Here is a 17929-nt window from a genome sequence, read left to right as displayed (position 1 = left end):
TACGTTTCCCATTTCTAAGAATAACTTCTGGAGCTTTTATTTCAACTAATTTTTTAAGACGGTTGTTACGTATAATAACCCTTCTATAAAGATCATTTAAATCTGAAGTTGCAAAACGACCACCATCTAACGGAACTAATGGACGTAATTCTGGTGGTATAACCGGAATTACCTTCATAATCATCCATTCTGGCTCGTTTTCTCTATTCTCTTGAGATTCCCTTAAAGCTTCTACAACTTGTAAACGCTTTAAAGCTTCCGTTTTACGTTGCTTAGAAGTTTCTGTATTAGCTTTATGTCTTAGCTCAAAAGAAAGCTCTTTAAGATTGATTCTACCTAATAAATCAATTAAACACTCTGCTCCCATTTTAGCAATAAACTTATTTGGGTCAGAATCTTCTAAATATTGATTTTCTTGAGGAATAGTATCAATAATATTCAAATACTCTTCTTCAGTCAAGAAATCCATTTTTTGGATTTCTTCACCTTCAGGACCTTTAGCTATACCTGGCTGAATTACTACGTAACGTTCGTAGTAAATAATCATATCCAATTTCTTGGAAGGCAAACCTAATAAGTATCCTATTTTATTTGGTAGAGAACGGAAATACCAGATATGAGCAACTGGCACTACCAAGTTAATATGACCTACACGGTCTCTACGAACTTTCTTCTCTGTAACCTCTACACCACAACGGTCACATACGATCCCACGGTAACGAATACGCTTATATTTACCACAAGCACACTCATAATCCTTAACAGGACCAAAAATACGCTCACAGAATAAACCATCACGTTCTGGTTTGTGAGTTCTATAGTTAATTGTTTCAGGCTTTAAAACTTCACCTCTAGACTCTGCCAAAATTGATTCTGGCGAAGCTAATCCTATTGAAATTTTATCGAACCTTTTTACTGGGTTATTATCTTTTATTCTAGCCATAATAGCGTGCTGATAATGTTTTAATTTGTTTTACTTAATAGTTCTTCAATATAAAATATTGAACTATTCCTCAAGTCTAATATCCAAACCTAATCCCTTAAGTTCGTGCATTAAAACGTTGAAAGATTCTGGTAAACCAGGCTCTGGCATTGTTTCTCCTTTAACAATAGATTCGTAGGTTTTAGCTCTTCCGATAACATCATCAGATTTAACCGTTAAAATCTCACGTAAAGTTGCAGATGCACCATATGCCTCTAGTGCCCAAACTTCCATCTCTCCAAAACGCTGACCACCAAATTGAGCTTTACCACCCAATGGTTGTTGTGTAATTAAAGAGTATGGTCCTATTGAACGAGCATGCATCTTATCATCTACCATGTGTCCAAGTTTCAACATATAAATCACACCTACTGTTGCAGGTTGATCAAAACGTTGTCCAGTTCCACCATCATATAAGTATGTATGTCCAAATCTTGGAATACCCGCTTCATCAGTGTAAGCATTAATCTGATCTAAAGTAGCACCATCAAAAATTGGTGTTGCATACTTTCTACCAAGTTTAAGACCAGCCCAACCTAATACAGTTTCATAAATCTGTCCAATGTTCATACGAGAAGGTACACCCAGTGGATTAAGAACGATATCAACAGGAGTTCCATCTTCCAAGAACGGCATATCTTCATGACGTACAATTCTAGATACAATACCTTTGTTACCGTGTCTACCTGCCATCTTATCACCAACTTTAAGCTTACGCTTTTTAGCGATATAGACTTTAGCCAACTTCATAATACCAGCTGGCAACTCATCACCAACAGATATTGTAAACTTATCTCTTCTTAAGTTACCTTGTAAATCGTTAAGTTTAATTTTATAGTTATGAAGTAAATCGGCTACTAATGAATTAGTATCACTATCCGTTGTCCAGCTTCCACCAACTAAGTGAGCGAAATCATCAACAGAGTTCAACATTTTCATTGTATACTTCTTACCCTTAGGTAATACTTCTTCTCCTAAATCATTAAGAACACCTTGAGAAGTTTTACCATTAACAATAGTAAATAATTTCTCAACTAGAACATCTTTTAATTCTTGGAATTTTACTTCATATTCTAATTCTAATTTAGAAAGCTCTTCTTTATCTTCAGAACGTTTTCTCTTATCCTTTACAGATCTAGAAAATAATTTCTTATCGATAACAACACCTCTTAACGAAGGTGAAGCTTTTAATGAAGCATCTTTTACATCACCAGCTTTGTCACCAAAAATAGCACGTAATAACTTTTCTTCAGGAGTTGGGTCAGACTCTCCTTTTGGAGTAATCTTACCAATTAGAATATCACCAGGTTTAACTTCGGCACCTATTCTAATCATACCGTTTTCATCAAGGTCTTTTGTTGCCTCTTCAGAAACGTTAGGTATATCATGCGTAAGCTCCTCTGCTCCTAATTTAGTATCTCTAACATCTAAAGAATATTCATCAACATGTATAGAAGTGAAAATATCATCACGAACAACTTTCTCTGAAATTACAATTGCATCCTCAAAGTTGTATCCTTTCCATGGCATAAATGCCACTGTTAAGTTTCTACCTAATGCTAATTCACCTTTTTCAGTTGCATAACCTTCACAAAGAACTTGACCTTTTTTAACTCTATCACCAACTTGTACAATTGGTTTTAGGTTAATGTTCGTACCCTGGTTCGTCTTTCTAAACTTCACCAAGAAATAAGTCTTACTATCGTCTTCGAAACTGATCAATCTTTCCTCATCAGTTCTATCATACTTAATAGTTACTTTTTGAGCATCTACATACTCAATAACCCCATCACCTTCAGCATTAATCAATACTCTTGAATCTGAAGCTACTTGACGCTCTAAACCTGTACCAACAATCGGAGATTGTGGTTTTAATAAAGGAACTGCTTGACGCATCATGTTTGATCCCATCAAAGCCCTGTTTGCATCATCATGTTCCAAGAAAGGAATTAAAGATGCAGATATAGATGCTATTTGATTAGGCGCAACATCAGTATATTGAATTTCTGATGGGTCAACAACAGGGAAATCACCTTCTTCTCTTGCAATAACCTTTTCAGCATCAATTGTACCGTCTTCCTTCATAGGAATGTTTGCTTGCGCAATTTTCATTCCCTCTTCCTCTTCAGCACTTAAATATGCGAAATTCTTGTAGTCAACTACAGAATCTGTAACTTTTCTATACGGTGTCTCTAAGAAGCCCATCGGATTTACTTTCGCAAATACAGATAATGAAGATATCAAACCAATGTTTGGACCTTCAGGAGTTTCAATAGGACATAAACGACCGTAGTGCGTATAGTGAACATCACGTACTTCAAAACCTGCACGTTCTCTAGATAAACCACCTGGCCCTAGTGCCGATAGTCTTCTTTTGTGCGTAATCTCTGCTAATGGATTCGTTTGATCCATAAACTGAGATAACTGGTTTGTACCAAAAAAAGAATTAATAACTGAAGACAATGTCTTAGCGTTAATCAAATCTATAGGTGTAAACACCTCATTATCACGAACGTTCATACGCTCACGAATTGTTCTCGCCATACGTGCAAGACCAACACCGAATTGAGAAGACAATTGCTCACCTACCGTTCTAACACGACGGTTAGACAAGTGATCAATATCATCAATCTCAGCTTTTGAGTTAATTAACTCAATTAAATATTTAATAATAGTTATGATATCCTCTTTAGTCAAGACTTGCTTGTCCATTCCAATATCCAACTGTAATTTTTTGTTCATTCTGTAACGACCAACTTCACCCAAGTTGTAACGTTGATCAGAGAAGAATAATTTATCTATGATACCACGCGCTGTTTCCTCATCTGGCGGCTCAGCATTACGTAATTGACGATAAATATGCTCAACTGCTTCTTTTTCAGAGTTCGTTGGATCTTTCTGTAATGTATTATGAATAATAGCATAATCAGACTGCGCATTATTCTCTTTATGTAAAAGAATAGTTTTTACATCTGCATCTATAATTTCCGCTATATGTTCTTTTTCAAGAATAGTATCTCTGTCAAGAACGATTTCATTACGTTCAATTGATACTACCTCACCAGTATCCTCATCAACAAAATCCTCGTGCCAAGTGTTCAAAACTCTTGCCGCTAATTTACGACCAAGTACTTTTTTAAGTCCGGCATTAGAAACTTTAACTTCTTCCGATAGGTCAAAAATTTCTAAAATATCTTTATCACGTTCAAAACCAATAGCTCTAAACAATGTAGTAACCGGTAATTTTTTCTTTCTATCGATATAAGCATACATAACGCCATTAATATCGGTAGCAAATTCTATCCAAGAACCTTTAAAAGGAATTACCCTAGCAGAATATAATTTTGTTCCATTTGCATGGAAAGACTGTCCAAAGAATACACCAGGAGAACGGTGTAACTGAGAAACAACAACCCTTTCAGCACCATTGATAACAAAAGTACCACTTGGAGTCATATAAGGAATCGTACCTAAATAAACATCTTGTACAATTGTTTCGAAATCCTCATGTTCAGGATCCGTACAATATAATTTAAGACGTGCTTTTAAAGGAACGCTGTAAGTAAGACCACGCTCGATACATTCTTGAATAGAATATCTTGGTGGATCTATGAAATAATCTAAAAATTCCAATACAAACTGATTTCTTGTATCAGTAATTGGAAAGTTTTCCATGAAGGTGTTATAAAGACCTTCGTTACCTCTTTCATCTGATTTAGTCTCTAGTTGAAAAAAGTCTTGGAAAGATTTAATCTGAATATCTAAGAAATCCGGGTAATCCGGTGTGTTTCTTGCGGAAGCGAAGCTTATTCTTTCAGTATTATTTGTGAACATCTACGGACAGTGTTTTGATCGTGAGTACTAAATGAGTAGTATACCTCTTAATATACCTAATTCTATAAAATGGCTTAGGTCTAAACGCAAAAAGCGCAAAGACCTAAACCAAAAGTAATATGGTTGTTGCTATTATTTAAGCTCAACTTCTGCTCCAGCTTCTTCCAATGATTTTTTGATACCTTCAGCTTCATCTTTAGAAACTGCTTCTTTAACAGCTTTTGGTGCGCTGTCAACGATATCTTTCGCATCTTTCAAACCTAAACCAGTTAATTCTTTAACCAATTTAACTACTGCTAATTTAGAAGCACCTGCTGCTTTCAATATAACATCGAATTCAGTTTTCTCTTCTGCTGCTTCACCAGCTTCACCACCACCACCGGCAGCTACTGCTACTGCTGCTGCTGCAGGCTCAATACCGTATTCATCTTTTAATATATCAGCTAACTCGTTTACTTCTTTAACTGTTAAGTTAACTAATTGTTCTGCGAAATCTTTTAAATCTGCCATTTTCTATCGTTTAATAAAATTTTTAAAATATACTTAGTTTATTGTGCGTACTTATCTTTCAGATAATGTTTTAAGGATACCAGCGATTTTTCCACCACCAGATTTAAGTCCAGAAATAACATTTTTGGCTGGAGATTGTAACAATCCAATTATTTCACCAATCATTTCTTCTTTAGACTTAATGCTAACTAAAGCATCCAAGTTTTCATCACCTATATATATTGCTTCTTCTACAAAAGCTCCTTTTAATAAAGGCTTATCAGATTTTTTTCTGAAATTCTTTATCAATTTTGCCGGAGCATTGGCAACCTCAGAAAACATAAGAGAGGTATTCCCTTTTAATATTTCTGGTAATTCACCAAATTCTTTGTCAGAAGCTTCCATTGCTTTTGCAAGCAATGTGTTTTTAACTACAGCTAGTCTAATATCAGCTTTAAAACAAGCTCTTCTTAAATCAGAAGTTGTTCCTGCATCTAAACCTGAGATATCAGCTACATATATAGTGCTGCTATCTGCCAACTGCGTAGTCAAATCTTTTATAACCGTTGCTTTTTCTTCTCTTGTCATACTATTAATTTTTAACTACCAGTTGTTAAACTGACTTTGGATCTAATTGCAAACTAGGACTCATTGTGCTAGACATGAAAATTGTTTTCATATACACACCCTTTGCCGCAGTTGGCTTCATCTTATTCAAAGTATCTAACAACTCCTTAGCATTATCTGCTAATTTATCAGCAGAAAAAGAAGCTTTACCTATCGCTGCGTGAACGATACCGGTTTTATCAACTTTAAAATCTATTTTACCTGCTTTAACTTCAGATACAGCTTTCGCTACATCCATAGTAACAGTTCCTGTTTTTGGATTAGGCATTAAACCTCTTGGCCCTAATACACGACCTAACGGTCCTAATTTACACATTACACTTGGCATAGTGATGATTACATCAACATCCGTCCAACCGCTTTTGATTTTATCCAAATACTCATCTAAACCAACATAATCCGCTCCGGCTTCTTGAGCCTCTGCTTCTTTGTCTGGTGTTACCAAAGCCAAAACTTTAACATCCTTACCAGTTCCATGAGGTAATGTTACCACACCACGAACCATTTGATTTGCTTTTCTTGGATCTACACCCAAACGAACAGCTAAATCTACAGATGCATCGAATTTTGTATTGGTTATCTCTTTAATTAAAGCTGAAGCTTCCGTAACAGAGTATAATTTATCTTTCTCTATTTTGGAGTGCGCTTCCTTTTGCTTCTTAGTTAACTTTGCCATTTAATTACTTTTAAGATTTTAAAAAGGTTTTTTTCCTGCTACCTTCATACCCATAGAACGCGCAGTACCCGCTATCATACTCATAGCAGATTCTACCGTAAATGCATTAAGGTCAACCATTTTATCTTCGGCTATTGCCTTGATTTGGTCCCAGGTAACACTACCTAATTTTACTCTGTTAGGTTCGCCAGATCCTTTTTTAATCTTAGCCGCTTCCAATAGCTGAATTGCCGCCGGTGGAGTTTTTACAACGAAGTCGAAAGACTTATCCTTGTAAACGGTGATAACAACTGGTAATATCTTACCTGGTTTATCCTGTGTACGAGCATTAAATTGCTTACAGAATTCCATTATGTTAACACCAGCAGCTCCTAAGGCAGGTCCAACCGGTGGCGATGGATTCGCTGCACCTCCCTTAACTTGTAGTTTAACTACTTTACCTATTTCTTTTGCCATTGTTTAAAATTAAATTGAAAGTGTGTTTACGGAAGCAACACTACTTTAATTATATGTATGTAACACTTATTCTAATACTTATATCTTTTCAACTTGCATGTAGCTCAACTCTAATGGTGTTTTTCTTCCGAAAATCTTAACCATAACCTCAAGCTTACGTTTCTCTTCATTTATTTTCTCCACAGTACCATTGAAGCCATTGAAAGGACCATCAATAACTTTTACCGTTTCACCAAAAACAAATGGGATAGCAACACTATCCGTATTCACAGCAAGCTCATCTACTTTACCAAGCATTCTGTTCACTTCATTTTTTCTTAAAGGAACAGGATCCCCTCCTTTAGTTTCCCCCAAAAAACCTATTACATTTGTAATAGACCTTATAATATGAACCATTTCACCACCAAGGTTTGCTTTTATCATAATATAACCCGGAAAATAAACTCTTTCTTTGTTTATTTTCTTTCCATTTCTGATTTGAACAACCTTTTCGGTAGGAACAAGAACATCTTCTAAATAGTCAGAGAAACCATGACGTTCGACTTCACTCTCAATGTATCCTTTGATTTTATTCTCTTGACCACTAACAGCTCTTACAACGTACCACTTTTTATCCAATACTTCTGACATAGTCCTATTAGTTTAAAACGAAGTTGAAATAAGATTTAATCACTTTACTAAAGACCGTATCCACTCCCCAAGTTGCCAAAGCAAAAAGGATAGAAAACACAGCTACAATAACCATCAAGTTAGATGATTCTGCACGTGATGGAAGAGTAACATTATTCCTCAACTCTTCAACGGATTCTTTTATATATGTGAACATTTAAATGCTTTTTACAATTTCAACAAATAGGATACCTATATTCCAAATTCTATTGTGGCACGGGAGGAGAGACTCGAACTCCCGACACCTGGTTTTGGAGACCAGTGCTCTACCAACTGAGCTACACCCGTATGAATAGTGACTTTTAAATCACGTATTCTATTATTTGCATGTAAAGGTGTCCCGCTTGAGCAGGACACCCTTATACACAATACTTATTTTAGATTATAATTAATCTATAATCTTAGTCACTTGACCAGCACCTACTGTTCTACCACCTTCACGGATAGCGAAACGAAGACCTACGCTTAATGCGATTGGCTGAATCAATTCAACTGTAATAGTTAAGTTATCACCAGGCATAACCATCTCAACCCCTGAAGGAAGTGCAATGTTACCTGTTACGTCTGTTGTTCTTACGTAGAACTGTGGACGATAGTTATTATGGAATGGTGTGTGACGACCACCTTCTTCTTTTTTCAATACATAAACCTCAGCTTCAAATTTAGCGTGTGGCTTAACAGAACCTGGCTTACAGATTACCATTCCACGGCTAATTTGAGATTTTTCAACACCTCTCAACAAGATACCTACGTTATCACCAGCCTCACCTCTATCTAATATCTTACGGAACATTTCAACCCCAGTAATAGTAGAGTTTAATTTCTCAGCACCCATACCAATAATCTCAACAGGATCACCAGTGTTAGCAATACCAGTTTCTATACGACCAGTAGCAACAGTACCACGACCAGTAATAGTAAACACATCTTCAACTGGCATTAAGAAATCTTTATCAACATCTCTTTTAGGAAGCTCGATCCAATCATCAACAGCAGCCATCAATTCCATAACAGTATCAACCCACTTTTGCTCACCGTTCAATGCACCTAACGCAGAACCAGCGATTACAGGTCCATTATCACCATCATACTCATAAAAAGAAAGTAATTCTCTTACTTCCATTTCAACAAGCTCGATCAATTCCTCATCATCAACCATATCCACTTTGTTCATGAATACAACGATTCTTGGAATACCTACCTGACGACCTAATAAGATATGCTCACGTGTTTGTGGCATAGGACCATCTGTAGCAGCAACAACTAATATAGCACCATCCATTTGAGCAGCACCAGTAACCATGTTCTTCACATAATCCGCGTGACCAGGACAGTCAACGTGTGCATAGTGACGATTAGCTGTAGAGTACTCTACGTGAGAAGTGTTAATTGTAATACCTCTTTCTTTTTCCTCAGGAGCGTTATCGATAGAATCGAAACTTCTCAATTCAGAAAGACCTGCATTTGCCAAAACAGTAGTAATAGCAGCAGTCAATGTAGTTTTACCGTGATCCACGTGTCCAATAGTACCTATATTTAAGTGCGGTTTGGAACGATCGAAAGTTTCCTTTGCCATGTTTAATGTATTTTATTCTTAGTTTATATTAGTGTACAAATTTATACCTTAATTGAGCCAATGACGAGAATTGAACTCGTGACCTCTTCCTTACCAAGGAAACGCTCTACCCCTGAGCTACACCGGCGTAAAGTGTTGAACCCACCCAAAAGATAGATTCCTGCCTTCGCAGGGATGACATTACTGTCAAATTTATAGAGCGGGAGACCGGGTTCGAACCGGCGACATTCAGCTTGGAAGGCTGACGCTCTACCAACTGAGCTACTCCCGCTTATAATATTACAATATTTCAATAAAATTCTCTATAAAATAGTTTAGTGGGGAGAGCAGGATTCGAACCTGCGAAGACGTAGTCAGCAGATTTACAGTCTGCCCTCGTTGGCCGCTTGAGTATCTCCCCTCAAACTAATATTTTAAAGAACTTAAGAGCCGATGGAGGGACTCGAACCCACGACCTGCTGATTACAAATCAGCTGCTCTAGCCAGCTGAGCTACATCGGCTTATTTCACGACTTTTTCTGTCATAAAAAAGCCCGCTATTTCTAACGGACTGCAAATGTATAGTATTTTTTGTTTATTCAAAACAAATTTTGAAAAATTTTTATCACGCATGTAATCTTATTTTTTCTTTTTGCTTTATTAGCCTACGTTCCAGGGAACTACAAGCCGAGTCTACAGCCTCTTCAAATGATTTACATTGTTTTTTTACCACAAATTTATCTTTAGGAACCGAAATTTTAATCTCAACTATTTTATTCTCTTTAGCACTTGTATTCTCCACTTTCATATAAACATCTGAGCTAATCACCTTAGAATAAAAGGTTTCCACTTTGTCAAGTCTATTTTGAAGGAAATTAATCAACTTATCGTCTGCATTAAAATTTACCGATTGCATATTTACTTTCATAGTCAGAAAATTTATGGCTTTAAGAATTTAGCCTGATTTAACAATAATTATTTATTTCCCCTAGGATGAGCTTTTGCATGAACTTTCTTTAACTCTGCAATACTATTATGCGTATAAACTTGAGTAGAAGCCAAACTAGAATGACCTAGCAACTCTTTAACAGCATTTAAATCTGCTCCTTTATTCAATAGATGCGTTGCAAAAGTGTGCCTAAGAATATGCGGACTCGTCTTTACCTTCGAGGAAACCTTTCTAAAATACTTTTTTATTAATCTATAAACAAGTGTTTCATACAATTTATTGCCTGACTTCGTCAAGAACATAGTATCTTCATCAACCACCTCACTTAATTTCTCTCGACCTTCTAAATAATCTACAAACTTCTTTTTGGTCTCAACAAGCATAGGTATAATTCTTTCCTTATTGCGTTTACCCAAGACCTTGATCGTCATCGCTTCAAAATCCACATCTACCACTTTTAAGGCTATAACCTCTGCCCTACGCATACCCGTTACATACAACACATGTATCAACAGCTCATCTCTTCTCCCCTCAAAATCTTCTTTATACTCTATTTCAGACAACACCTTTTCCATCTCTAATTCGGAGAAGGGAATCTCAATTTTCTTCGCCGTCTTTAATGCCTTGTGCTTGTTCAACGGATTTACATCTGTTACTTCTATTTTTTGAAGAAACTTAAAATAAGCTTTCAGCGATGCTATTTTTCTATTAATCGACCTATTGTTGATTTTATTTTCAGACAATTCAACTATCCAAAATCGAATAATATTATATTCAATGTTATCAATATCATTAACATCATAATTAGTTAAGCAGAAATTTTTAAATTCTAGTAAATCATTCTCATACGCCTTAACCGTATGTTTAGAATAATTTTTCTCCAAAGAGAGATAAGAAATAAATTCACTTAAAAACATTATCTAAAGGTATCAAAGTTTTGAGTTTACTGAAATTTGAGCAAAAAAAATCCCGCAAATTGCGGGATTTTATATTTTGTACGACAAAGTCTAAACTTCTTCTTGATCTCTTAGACCTTGAATGTATTCTGCTTTTTGTATCTGTGCTCTACGAACAACTGATGGCTTATTGAACTGTTGACGCTTACGTAACTGTCTCATTGTACCTGTCTTATCGAACTTACGCTTGAAACGCTTTAAAGCTCTATCGATGTTTTCTCCTTCTTTTACTGGTATTATTAACATGGGCTAAACCTCCTCTCTTTTGTGATTAAGGCTGCAAATATAGTAACTATATTTAAACCGACAACCTTTAAACTAATTTTTAAAATTTAAATTTGACCAACTACACCGTAGCTGGCTTGTATTCTTTCTTATCAATAATGATTTTAGAAATAATTTCTCGTAATATTTCTGATGTACCACCACCTATTGGTCCCAACCTACTATCCCTAAAGTTACGTGCCATTGGGTAATCTTCAATATAACCGTAACCACCTAAAAATTGCAAACATTCATAAGCTACTTCGTCAGCAACTTTTGTCGATTTTAGTTTTGATATAGTCGCCTCTTTAACTACATACTGCCCTTTATCCAAACGGTAGGCAACAGAATAATTATATTCTTTACACATATCTATATCCGCATGTAGATCAACTACTCTATGTCTAAGTGCCTGAAATTTATTTATAGATTTACCAAAAGCTTCCCTTTCTGACATGTAATTTAATGCGTAGTCCAAAACATGCTCTGCTCTTGCATGAGCATTAACACCCATTATCAATCGTTCTAAAGAGAAATGCTCCATTATATATGAGAATCCCATATCTTCTTCACCCATTAGGTTTTCTACAGGAATCTTGACATTATCAAAAGCCAATTCAGCAGTATCTGACGCTCGCCAACCTAATTTATTTAATTTATTAGCTGTTACCCCTTCACTGTTTCTATCTACTGCAAAAATGCTAATTCCTTTATTACCATACTCAGGACTTGTTTTTGCCGCCACGATCATGTAATCAGCGTAGACCCCATTTGTGATAAACGTTTTGGAACCATTTAACACATAATGATCACCTTGCTTTACTGCCGTTGTTCTCATTGCCGCTACATCACTACCCCCAAAAGGTTCTGAAATACACAAACAACCAATTTTATCGCCATTTACGCTAGGTCGTAAATACTTCTCCTTTAAAAAGGAATCTGCCTCTTTATTTAAATGGGTCATTGCCAAATAAGCATGTGCCCACATAGTGGCTGCAAAACCTCCAGAATTTATCTTTTGCAACTCTTCTAACAGAATAATAGTATAGAAAAGATCAAGACCTAGACCACCATCTTCTTCAGGCGTCGCTAGGCCAAAATAGCCCATATCTCCAAATTTCTTCCAAATGAACCTTTCTATAGTTCCTGTTTCTTCCCACTTATCTATATGTGGGACTACTTCTTTCTGTAAAAAATCTTTTAGGCTGTTCCTAAATAATTGATGTTCTTCTGTGAAGTACATACTTTGCATAGCGTTTTTTTTTATAATGACAAATATAAAGCAATTCTATTAATACGCTCTGACGGAAATTTCTCAATTTTTACTAATTCGTTCAAAGAATTGATACTTCCGTTGAGATTACGATAATTTACAATGCTCTGAGCGACGTGTTTTTGCAGATATATCAATTTAGACAATTCTTCAACAGTAGCAGTATTTACATTTATTTTTAAAATATTAGGCTTGGTCACTACTTTAAACTGCTTTAAAGCTCTTTCCACAACATCTGGCTCTAGACCATAAACATCTTGTAATTGATCTTCAATTAAAAACCCGCCCAGGCGATCTCTAAACTTAATTATTCTAGCCGATAATTTCTCCCCTATTCCTCTTACTTTCCGTAACTCTTCTGCCGTTGCTGTATTTAAATCTTTCCAGACAACTTTCTTTAGTTTATTATCCTGGCTAAATGTATTTGATTTAAATGCTGTTTTCCTCTTTCTATTCTGAGTCCACTCTGGAAATTTAAAATATGGAGAAATAATACCTAGTAATGAATCTGATACTTTTGTAACGTCTTGAAACTCTTTAGCCGAATTCACAAATTCTTCTTTACTTCTAAAAACATGTAACCTATCTATTTCAACAACTGACATACCTAATGTATACCCTTTAAAATCAGTAATAAAATTTGGATTGAAAGGAAATATGCGAACAGTATCTTTTTCTAACGCTACAATTTTCAAAGAATCTATTTCAGCTTGAGCCACACTATCAATTTGCAAGGGTGTAGATTGATTGACTGTGTATGTATTGTACAGATAATACCCTATTTGAATACTTATCAGAAAAAACAGCAAAAAGAAAATCCCACTTCGTTCTTGTTTATTGAACTTAAAGTGGGATTTAAATGAATTCATGACAATTCTTAATCTTCTATAGCATCATACTTTAGTTTGATCGCATCTAAATATCTATTTAATTGTTTTTTCACAACTGGGAACAAGAAGAACAGACCTACCATATTTGGGAATACCATTGCAAATATCATTGCATCTGAAAAAGCCCAAATAGATTTCATACTTGCCGCTGCTCCAATTACTATAAACGTACAGAACAATAATTTATAAACCATATCAGCTGTTTTACCTCTACCGAATAAATATTTCCAAGACTGTAGCCCGTAATAAGACCAAGAAATCATGGTAGAAACCGCAAATAACACTACCGCTATAGTCAAGAATATATTAGAATAAGGTATATACTCAGCAAAAGCAACAGCAGTAATACCAGCACCTTCATACGGCATACCATCTATTAAAACTGAACCTGTACCATCACCGCCATAAGTAAATGCACCACCAAAATTAAAGATGATAATTACTATCGCTGTCATTGTACAAATAACTACAGTATCAATGAAAGGCTCTAATAAAGCTACCAAACCTTCAGAAGCAGAATATTTTGTTCTTACCGCAGAATGGGCTATAGATGCTGAACCCGCACCTGCTTCATTTGAAAATGCCGCTCTTTTAAAACCAACCAACAGCACACCAATAAGACTACCCACACCAATTGCCGTAGGGTTAAATGCCTCTGTTACTATTAAAGAAATAGCGTCATCTACAAGTGAAAAATTACTAAGGATGATATATAGACAAGCAACAATATACATTACCGCCATAAATGGCACTACTTTTTCAGTTACTTGAGCAATACGCTTAATACCACCAATGATTATTACACCAACAAGGATTGCCAACACAAGACCCACAATAGCCCCGGCTGCAGTACTTTGCCAGTTAAAAAGTTCTTTGATTACGATAGTAGCTTGGTTTGACTGAGCCGCGTTACCACCACCAAAAGAACCACCAATACAAAAAATTGCAAAAATAACAGCAGCAACTTTACCTATGGTTTCAAAGCCTCTTTCCTTAAGACCTTTACTAATATAGTACATTGGACCACCATAAACAGTGCCATCTTCACCTACATCTCTATATTGAACACCAAGCGTACATTCCACAAATTTTGACGACATACCTAAAAGTCCACATACGATCATCCAAAATGTAGCACCAGGTCCACCTAAGGCAATAGCCAAAGCTACACCTGCAATATTACCGTTACCAACTGTACCGGAAACTGCAGTTGCCAATGCTTGAAAATGGCTTACTTCACCTTCTGAGCTTTCATCTCTAATAGTATCAATGATATCGCCATCAATAGCCAAATCATTTTCCATACTAACTAGATGGTCTTCTATATCTACATTAGTCAAATCTTGACCTTGAGCAATACCATCTTCACCATAAAGATTTTGCGCTCCATGTTTTTCTATATCCTCATACTTACCGCGAACGGTATTAATGGCTTTTCCAAAAAATCTAATGTTAGGAAACCCAAAATATATTGTAAAAAATAATGCACTACCTACTAATAATACTAGTACGAACGGTATGTCTGGATCATGCCAAACATTAAAGAAAATTACCGCTGAAAAGAAGTCGGAGATGGGTTGAAAGGCTTGATCAATTTGTTGATCTAATCCTTGCTCTTGAGAAAATATTAAAAAGGGAAATAAAAAGGTAAACAGGTTTAGAAGTTTATACTTCATAAGTTTAGAATTTATTTTTTGAGTTAGTTTGTCTAGCAATATCCTAAAAATAATGGATGCAATCAAATATATATGGTAGAAAGATGATTATTCTATGTTAAACATTTCGTTCAATTTCTTAATTTGTTCTGGTCTACCCAATACTATAACCTTACTTTTTGGCTGTAATTCCATATCAGCTTCTGGGTTTATAGTATACTCACCATCCGGTGAAATATAACCTATTATAGTACATCCTGTTTTTCTTCGTAAATCTAAATCTCTCAAAGAATTACATTCAATCTGATCCGCAAAATCCTCTATGGCTACCTCTTCTAAATTAGTAGTATGTTCACCCTCCATAGAGAGCTTGTCCATAAAAGTGATAAGGTCTGGCATTACCACTAATGATGCCATATGATCACCTCCAATTTTATCTGGCATAATTACCTTATTTGCTCCTGCCAAGAATAATTTTTTCTGAGAATTCACTAAAGAAGCCCTACTGATAATAAAAAGATTCTTTTTCATTTGTCTTGCCGACAGTACTACAAATAAATTTGCAGCATCATCTGGCAAAGTAGCTATTAAATATTGTGCTCTCTCAATACCCGCCTCTAACAATACATCATCATCATTGGCATCGCCTTCTATAAACAAGACATCATCTTCATAGCGCTCTATCACCTCTTTATCTTTCTCTATCACCACAAATGGTCTTTTATATGCCTTAAGCCTTTCTGCAGCTTGCATACCATTTCTACCAAAACCACATACGATAACATGCTGATTTAAATTTGCAATAGCATTTTTCATTTTTTTCTTTTTTAGCAGTTCTACTGAATTTCTAGAGAGCAGGTAGTCAGTAACTATAGTTATAGCAAAACCAACTATGAATACACTTGTCACAATAAGGATGATAGTGAATATTTTACCTTCAGGTCCCATTGGCCTTACCTCTGAAAAACCAACAGTGGTTACCGTTATTATGGTCATATAAAATGCATCTACCCAAGAATAGTCTGCCACAAAACGATATCCTAAAACCCCAAAAGCCAAAACCATCAGCATTAAAGTCAATGCTAAATATATTTTAGACTTAAATAATTTCATCATATGTTAAAGATCAAAAACTGAATTTCGTTTGGTATAAATCAAATCTTTTATTCTAAGCCAAAAAGCCAAGAACAAATAAAGAGCAAAACCAAAGCCTACAGTGACAAAGGTGAGATAAATGAACGATGTTCTTACCACTCTAGCTCTTATACCTAATCGTTCCGCTATTCTACCGCATACCTCATATCCTCTCTTTTGAAAATAATGTAGTAATTTATAAAATACGTTCATAATGTATAAAATTAGCCTTTTATATTCATTAATGAAGCCCCAATAGCACATTCTAAACATTTGTCCTTTACACAATAGTTAGTGTATAACTGAAGATATGCCTGAGAATCCTTAGCATTTTCAAGCGTTTCTCCTAGTTTACCAAACTTAGATATTATACTGTTTTCTTCCTTTTTAATTCCTGACATCATCTTTAGAAATCTTTCATTTTCTAACCCACCTTTATAACGATTGTAGGCGAACTTTAAAGGAATTATAGTATTTATGAGCAGAAGATTTAAAAATGAATTCGAAATACCCTTTTTACTCTTTTTTGAAATTTTACCGAAATTAAAATGGGTTTCCCAATATTCAGATGTACCTATATTTAAGATTTTAATATAGTCGGTATGTTCATTTTCTATCAACAAATGAAAGAGATTATTATTTTCAGCATATAGAGCACTCAATTGAGCTAGTCTAATGGTTGGAAAGTTTGATGGTCTTAATCGAAAAAATTCAGGAGACTTAAAAACAGGGTTTAAACTAAACTTATGTTTCAAGAATTCATATTCTTTTTTCAATTCGGCAAAGTAAGTATCACCGTCATTTGTTTTATTTAATAAACTTGCCTGCCCTAAAAACAAACTTTCCATTAGAAGTGGCTTGTGGTATAACTTTCTAATTATTGAAAAATCAATTGACTTTCCTATCTCAATAAAAGATTCTCTATTTATTTTAGAACCAAAGGTTTTTAATAGCATTAAGAACAACACCTGCTCCCAATCATTGTTAGTTTCTTTTAATAGTTGATTAATAAAAACTGATTTTTGTTCTAATCGCTCTACAAACAAACGATCTAGCCAATTGTTTTTCAAAAACTCATCAACCCCTGTAAACTCATTTTCGCAATTAATGAATTTATAATTTTTACTATTGAAAAGTTCTTGATAGGTATGCAAAAGCTTTAAGGGTATATATTCCTTTAAAGACAATGTAGGTATTTCAGTTCCATCTTTTCTAAATACAGTTACATCATCTTCCCAAACTACGTGAAGAATTACATTATTGTAGCTATCATCTTCTTGATGATTATGCGCATACCAATCTGATGATTTTAAATGAATTTCAACATTACCCGCCCATAATTGTTCGTTCAATTCTACCTGAGCGTTAAAGAAATCTGGTCCACTTAAATGATTATGCAAACCGGCAGATACTAAATGTACCACTTCACCAGATGTAGTGACAAGCCCCTTAATAGGATACTTTTTATACTTCCAAATAAAGTGAAGCAAGTCTTCCTTCATTCTATAAAAATAAAAAAC

The 17929-nt window shown here is 35.1% G+C and carries 17 protein-coding genes, 5 tRNA genes and 1 pseudogene; all 23 read right to left on the bottom strand.

The annotated features are described in order from the left end of the window. Positions 1–943 (bottom strand): annotated as a pseudogene (locus ABJI11_RS15535) (DNA-directed RNA polymerase subunit beta'); the annotation flags it as partial. A gap of 63 nt (positions 944–1006) precedes the next feature. Next, a complete protein-coding gene (rpoB, locus tag ABJI11_RS15530) occupies positions 1007–4816 on the bottom strand; it encodes a DNA-directed RNA polymerase subunit beta (protein ID WP_036155934.1) in 3810 nt (1269 codons plus the stop codon). Positions 4817–4948: 132 nt separating this feature from the next. Further along, positions 4949–5326: a 50S ribosomal protein L7/L12 gene (rplL, locus tag ABJI11_RS15525; protein WP_073247357.1), complete on the bottom strand. Its 378-nt coding sequence runs from the start codon at positions 5324–5326 to the stop codon at positions 4949–4951. Positions 5327–5377: 51 nt separating this feature from the next. Then, positions 5378–5893 (bottom strand): 50S ribosomal protein L10, encoded by a 516-nt coding sequence (gene rplJ, locus ABJI11_RS15520; RefSeq protein ID WP_036155939.1) that lies wholly within the window; start codon positions 5891–5893, stop codon positions 5378–5380. Between the two features lie 25 nt (positions 5894–5918). After that, the gene (gene rplA / locus ABJI11_RS15515; protein WP_348354159.1) at positions 5919–6608 is read right to left on the bottom strand and encodes a 50S ribosomal protein L1; all 690 of its coding nucleotides are present in this window, start codon (positions 6606–6608) and stop codon (positions 5919–5921) included. An 18-nt stretch (positions 6609–6626) separates the two neighbouring features. Further along, positions 6627–7064 carry a 50S ribosomal protein L11 gene (gene rplK / locus ABJI11_RS15510; protein ID WP_027067854.1) on the bottom strand — a complete coding sequence of 146 codons (438 nt, stop codon included), beginning with the start codon at positions 7062–7064 and terminating at the stop codon, positions 6627–6629. A 78-nt stretch (positions 7065–7142) separates the two neighbouring features. Further along, positions 7143–7694 carry a transcription termination/antitermination protein NusG gene (gene nusG / locus ABJI11_RS15505; RefSeq protein ID WP_276494416.1) on the bottom strand — a complete coding sequence of 184 codons (552 nt, stop codon included), beginning with the start codon at positions 7692–7694 and terminating at the stop codon, positions 7143–7145. Positions 7695–7701: 7 nt separating this feature from the next. Further along, positions 7702–7890 (bottom strand): preprotein translocase subunit SecE, encoded by a 189-nt coding sequence (gene secE / locus ABJI11_RS15500; RefSeq protein ID WP_036155945.1) that lies wholly within the window; start codon positions 7888–7890, stop codon positions 7702–7704. 55 nt (positions 7891–7945) lie between these two features. After that, positions 7946–8021, bottom strand: a tRNA-Trp gene (locus ABJI11_RS15495). A gap of 100 nt (positions 8022–8121) precedes the next feature. Then, positions 8122–9309, bottom strand: coding sequence for an elongation factor Tu (gene tuf / locus ABJI11_RS15490; RefSeq protein ID WP_036155947.1), 1188 nt, complete (start codon positions 9307–9309; stop codon positions 8122–8124). A 55-nt stretch (positions 9310–9364) separates the two neighbouring features. After that, positions 9365–9436 (bottom strand) — tRNA-Thr (locus tag ABJI11_RS15485). Between the two features lie 71 nt (positions 9437–9507). Beyond that, a tRNA-Gly gene (locus ABJI11_RS15480) sits at positions 9508–9580 on the bottom strand. A 47-nt stretch (positions 9581–9627) separates the two neighbouring features. Continuing rightward, a tRNA-Tyr gene (locus tag ABJI11_RS15475) sits at positions 9628–9709 on the bottom strand. A 27-nt stretch (positions 9710–9736) separates the two neighbouring features. Beyond that, a tRNA-Thr gene (locus ABJI11_RS15470) sits at positions 9737–9810 on the bottom strand. 103 nt (positions 9811–9913) lie between these two features. After that, a complete protein-coding gene (raiA, locus tag ABJI11_RS15465) occupies positions 9914–10216 on the bottom strand; it encodes a ribosome-associated translation inhibitor RaiA (RefSeq protein ID WP_348354153.1) in 303 nt (100 codons plus the stop codon). 47 nt (positions 10217–10263) lie between these two features. Next, the gene (locus ABJI11_RS15460; protein ID WP_348354150.1) at positions 10264–11154 is read right to left on the bottom strand and encodes a tyrosine-type recombinase/integrase; all 891 of its coding nucleotides are present in this window, start codon (positions 11152–11154) and stop codon (positions 10264–10266) included. A gap of 90 nt (positions 11155–11244) precedes the next feature. After that, entirely contained in the window at positions 11245–11439 is a 195-nt protein-coding gene (gene rpsU / locus ABJI11_RS15455) for a 30S ribosomal protein S21 (RefSeq protein ID WP_036155953.1), read from the bottom strand. 100 nt (positions 11440–11539) lie between these two features. Then, positions 11540–12709 (bottom strand): acyl-CoA dehydrogenase family protein, encoded by a 1170-nt coding sequence (locus tag ABJI11_RS15450; RefSeq protein WP_348354147.1) that lies wholly within the window; start codon positions 12707–12709, stop codon positions 11540–11542. Between the two features lie 11 nt (positions 12710–12720). Next, positions 12721–13464 (bottom strand): helix-hairpin-helix domain-containing protein, encoded by a 744-nt coding sequence (locus tag ABJI11_RS15445; RefSeq protein ID WP_348354144.1) that lies wholly within the window; start codon positions 13462–13464, stop codon positions 12721–12723. Between the two features lie 143 nt (positions 13465–13607). Then, positions 13608–15296, bottom strand: coding sequence for an alanine/glycine:cation symporter family protein (locus ABJI11_RS15440; protein WP_348354141.1), 1689 nt, complete (start codon positions 15294–15296; stop codon positions 13608–13610). 87 nt (positions 15297–15383) lie between these two features. Continuing rightward, the gene (locus ABJI11_RS15435; protein WP_276494411.1) at positions 15384–16391 is read right to left on the bottom strand and encodes a potassium channel protein; all 1008 of its coding nucleotides are present in this window, start codon (positions 16389–16391) and stop codon (positions 15384–15386) included. A gap of 3 nt (positions 16392–16394) precedes the next feature. Then, positions 16395–16622 (bottom strand): PspC domain-containing protein, encoded by a 228-nt coding sequence (locus tag ABJI11_RS15430; protein WP_073247339.1) that lies wholly within the window; start codon positions 16620–16622, stop codon positions 16395–16397. A gap of 11 nt (positions 16623–16633) precedes the next feature. Beyond that, complete coding sequence (locus tag ABJI11_RS15425) at positions 16634–17911, bottom strand: DUF2851 family protein (protein WP_348354137.1); 1278 nt, start codon at positions 17909–17911, stop codon at positions 16634–16636. Positions 17912–17929 lie beyond the last annotated feature (18 nt).

The organism is Maribacter sp. (assembly GCF_039968975.1).
Classification (GTDB): domain Bacteria; phylum Bacteroidota; class Bacteroidia; order Flavobacteriales; family Flavobacteriaceae; genus Maribacter.
This window is presented reverse-complemented; position numbering and strand designations above follow the sequence as displayed.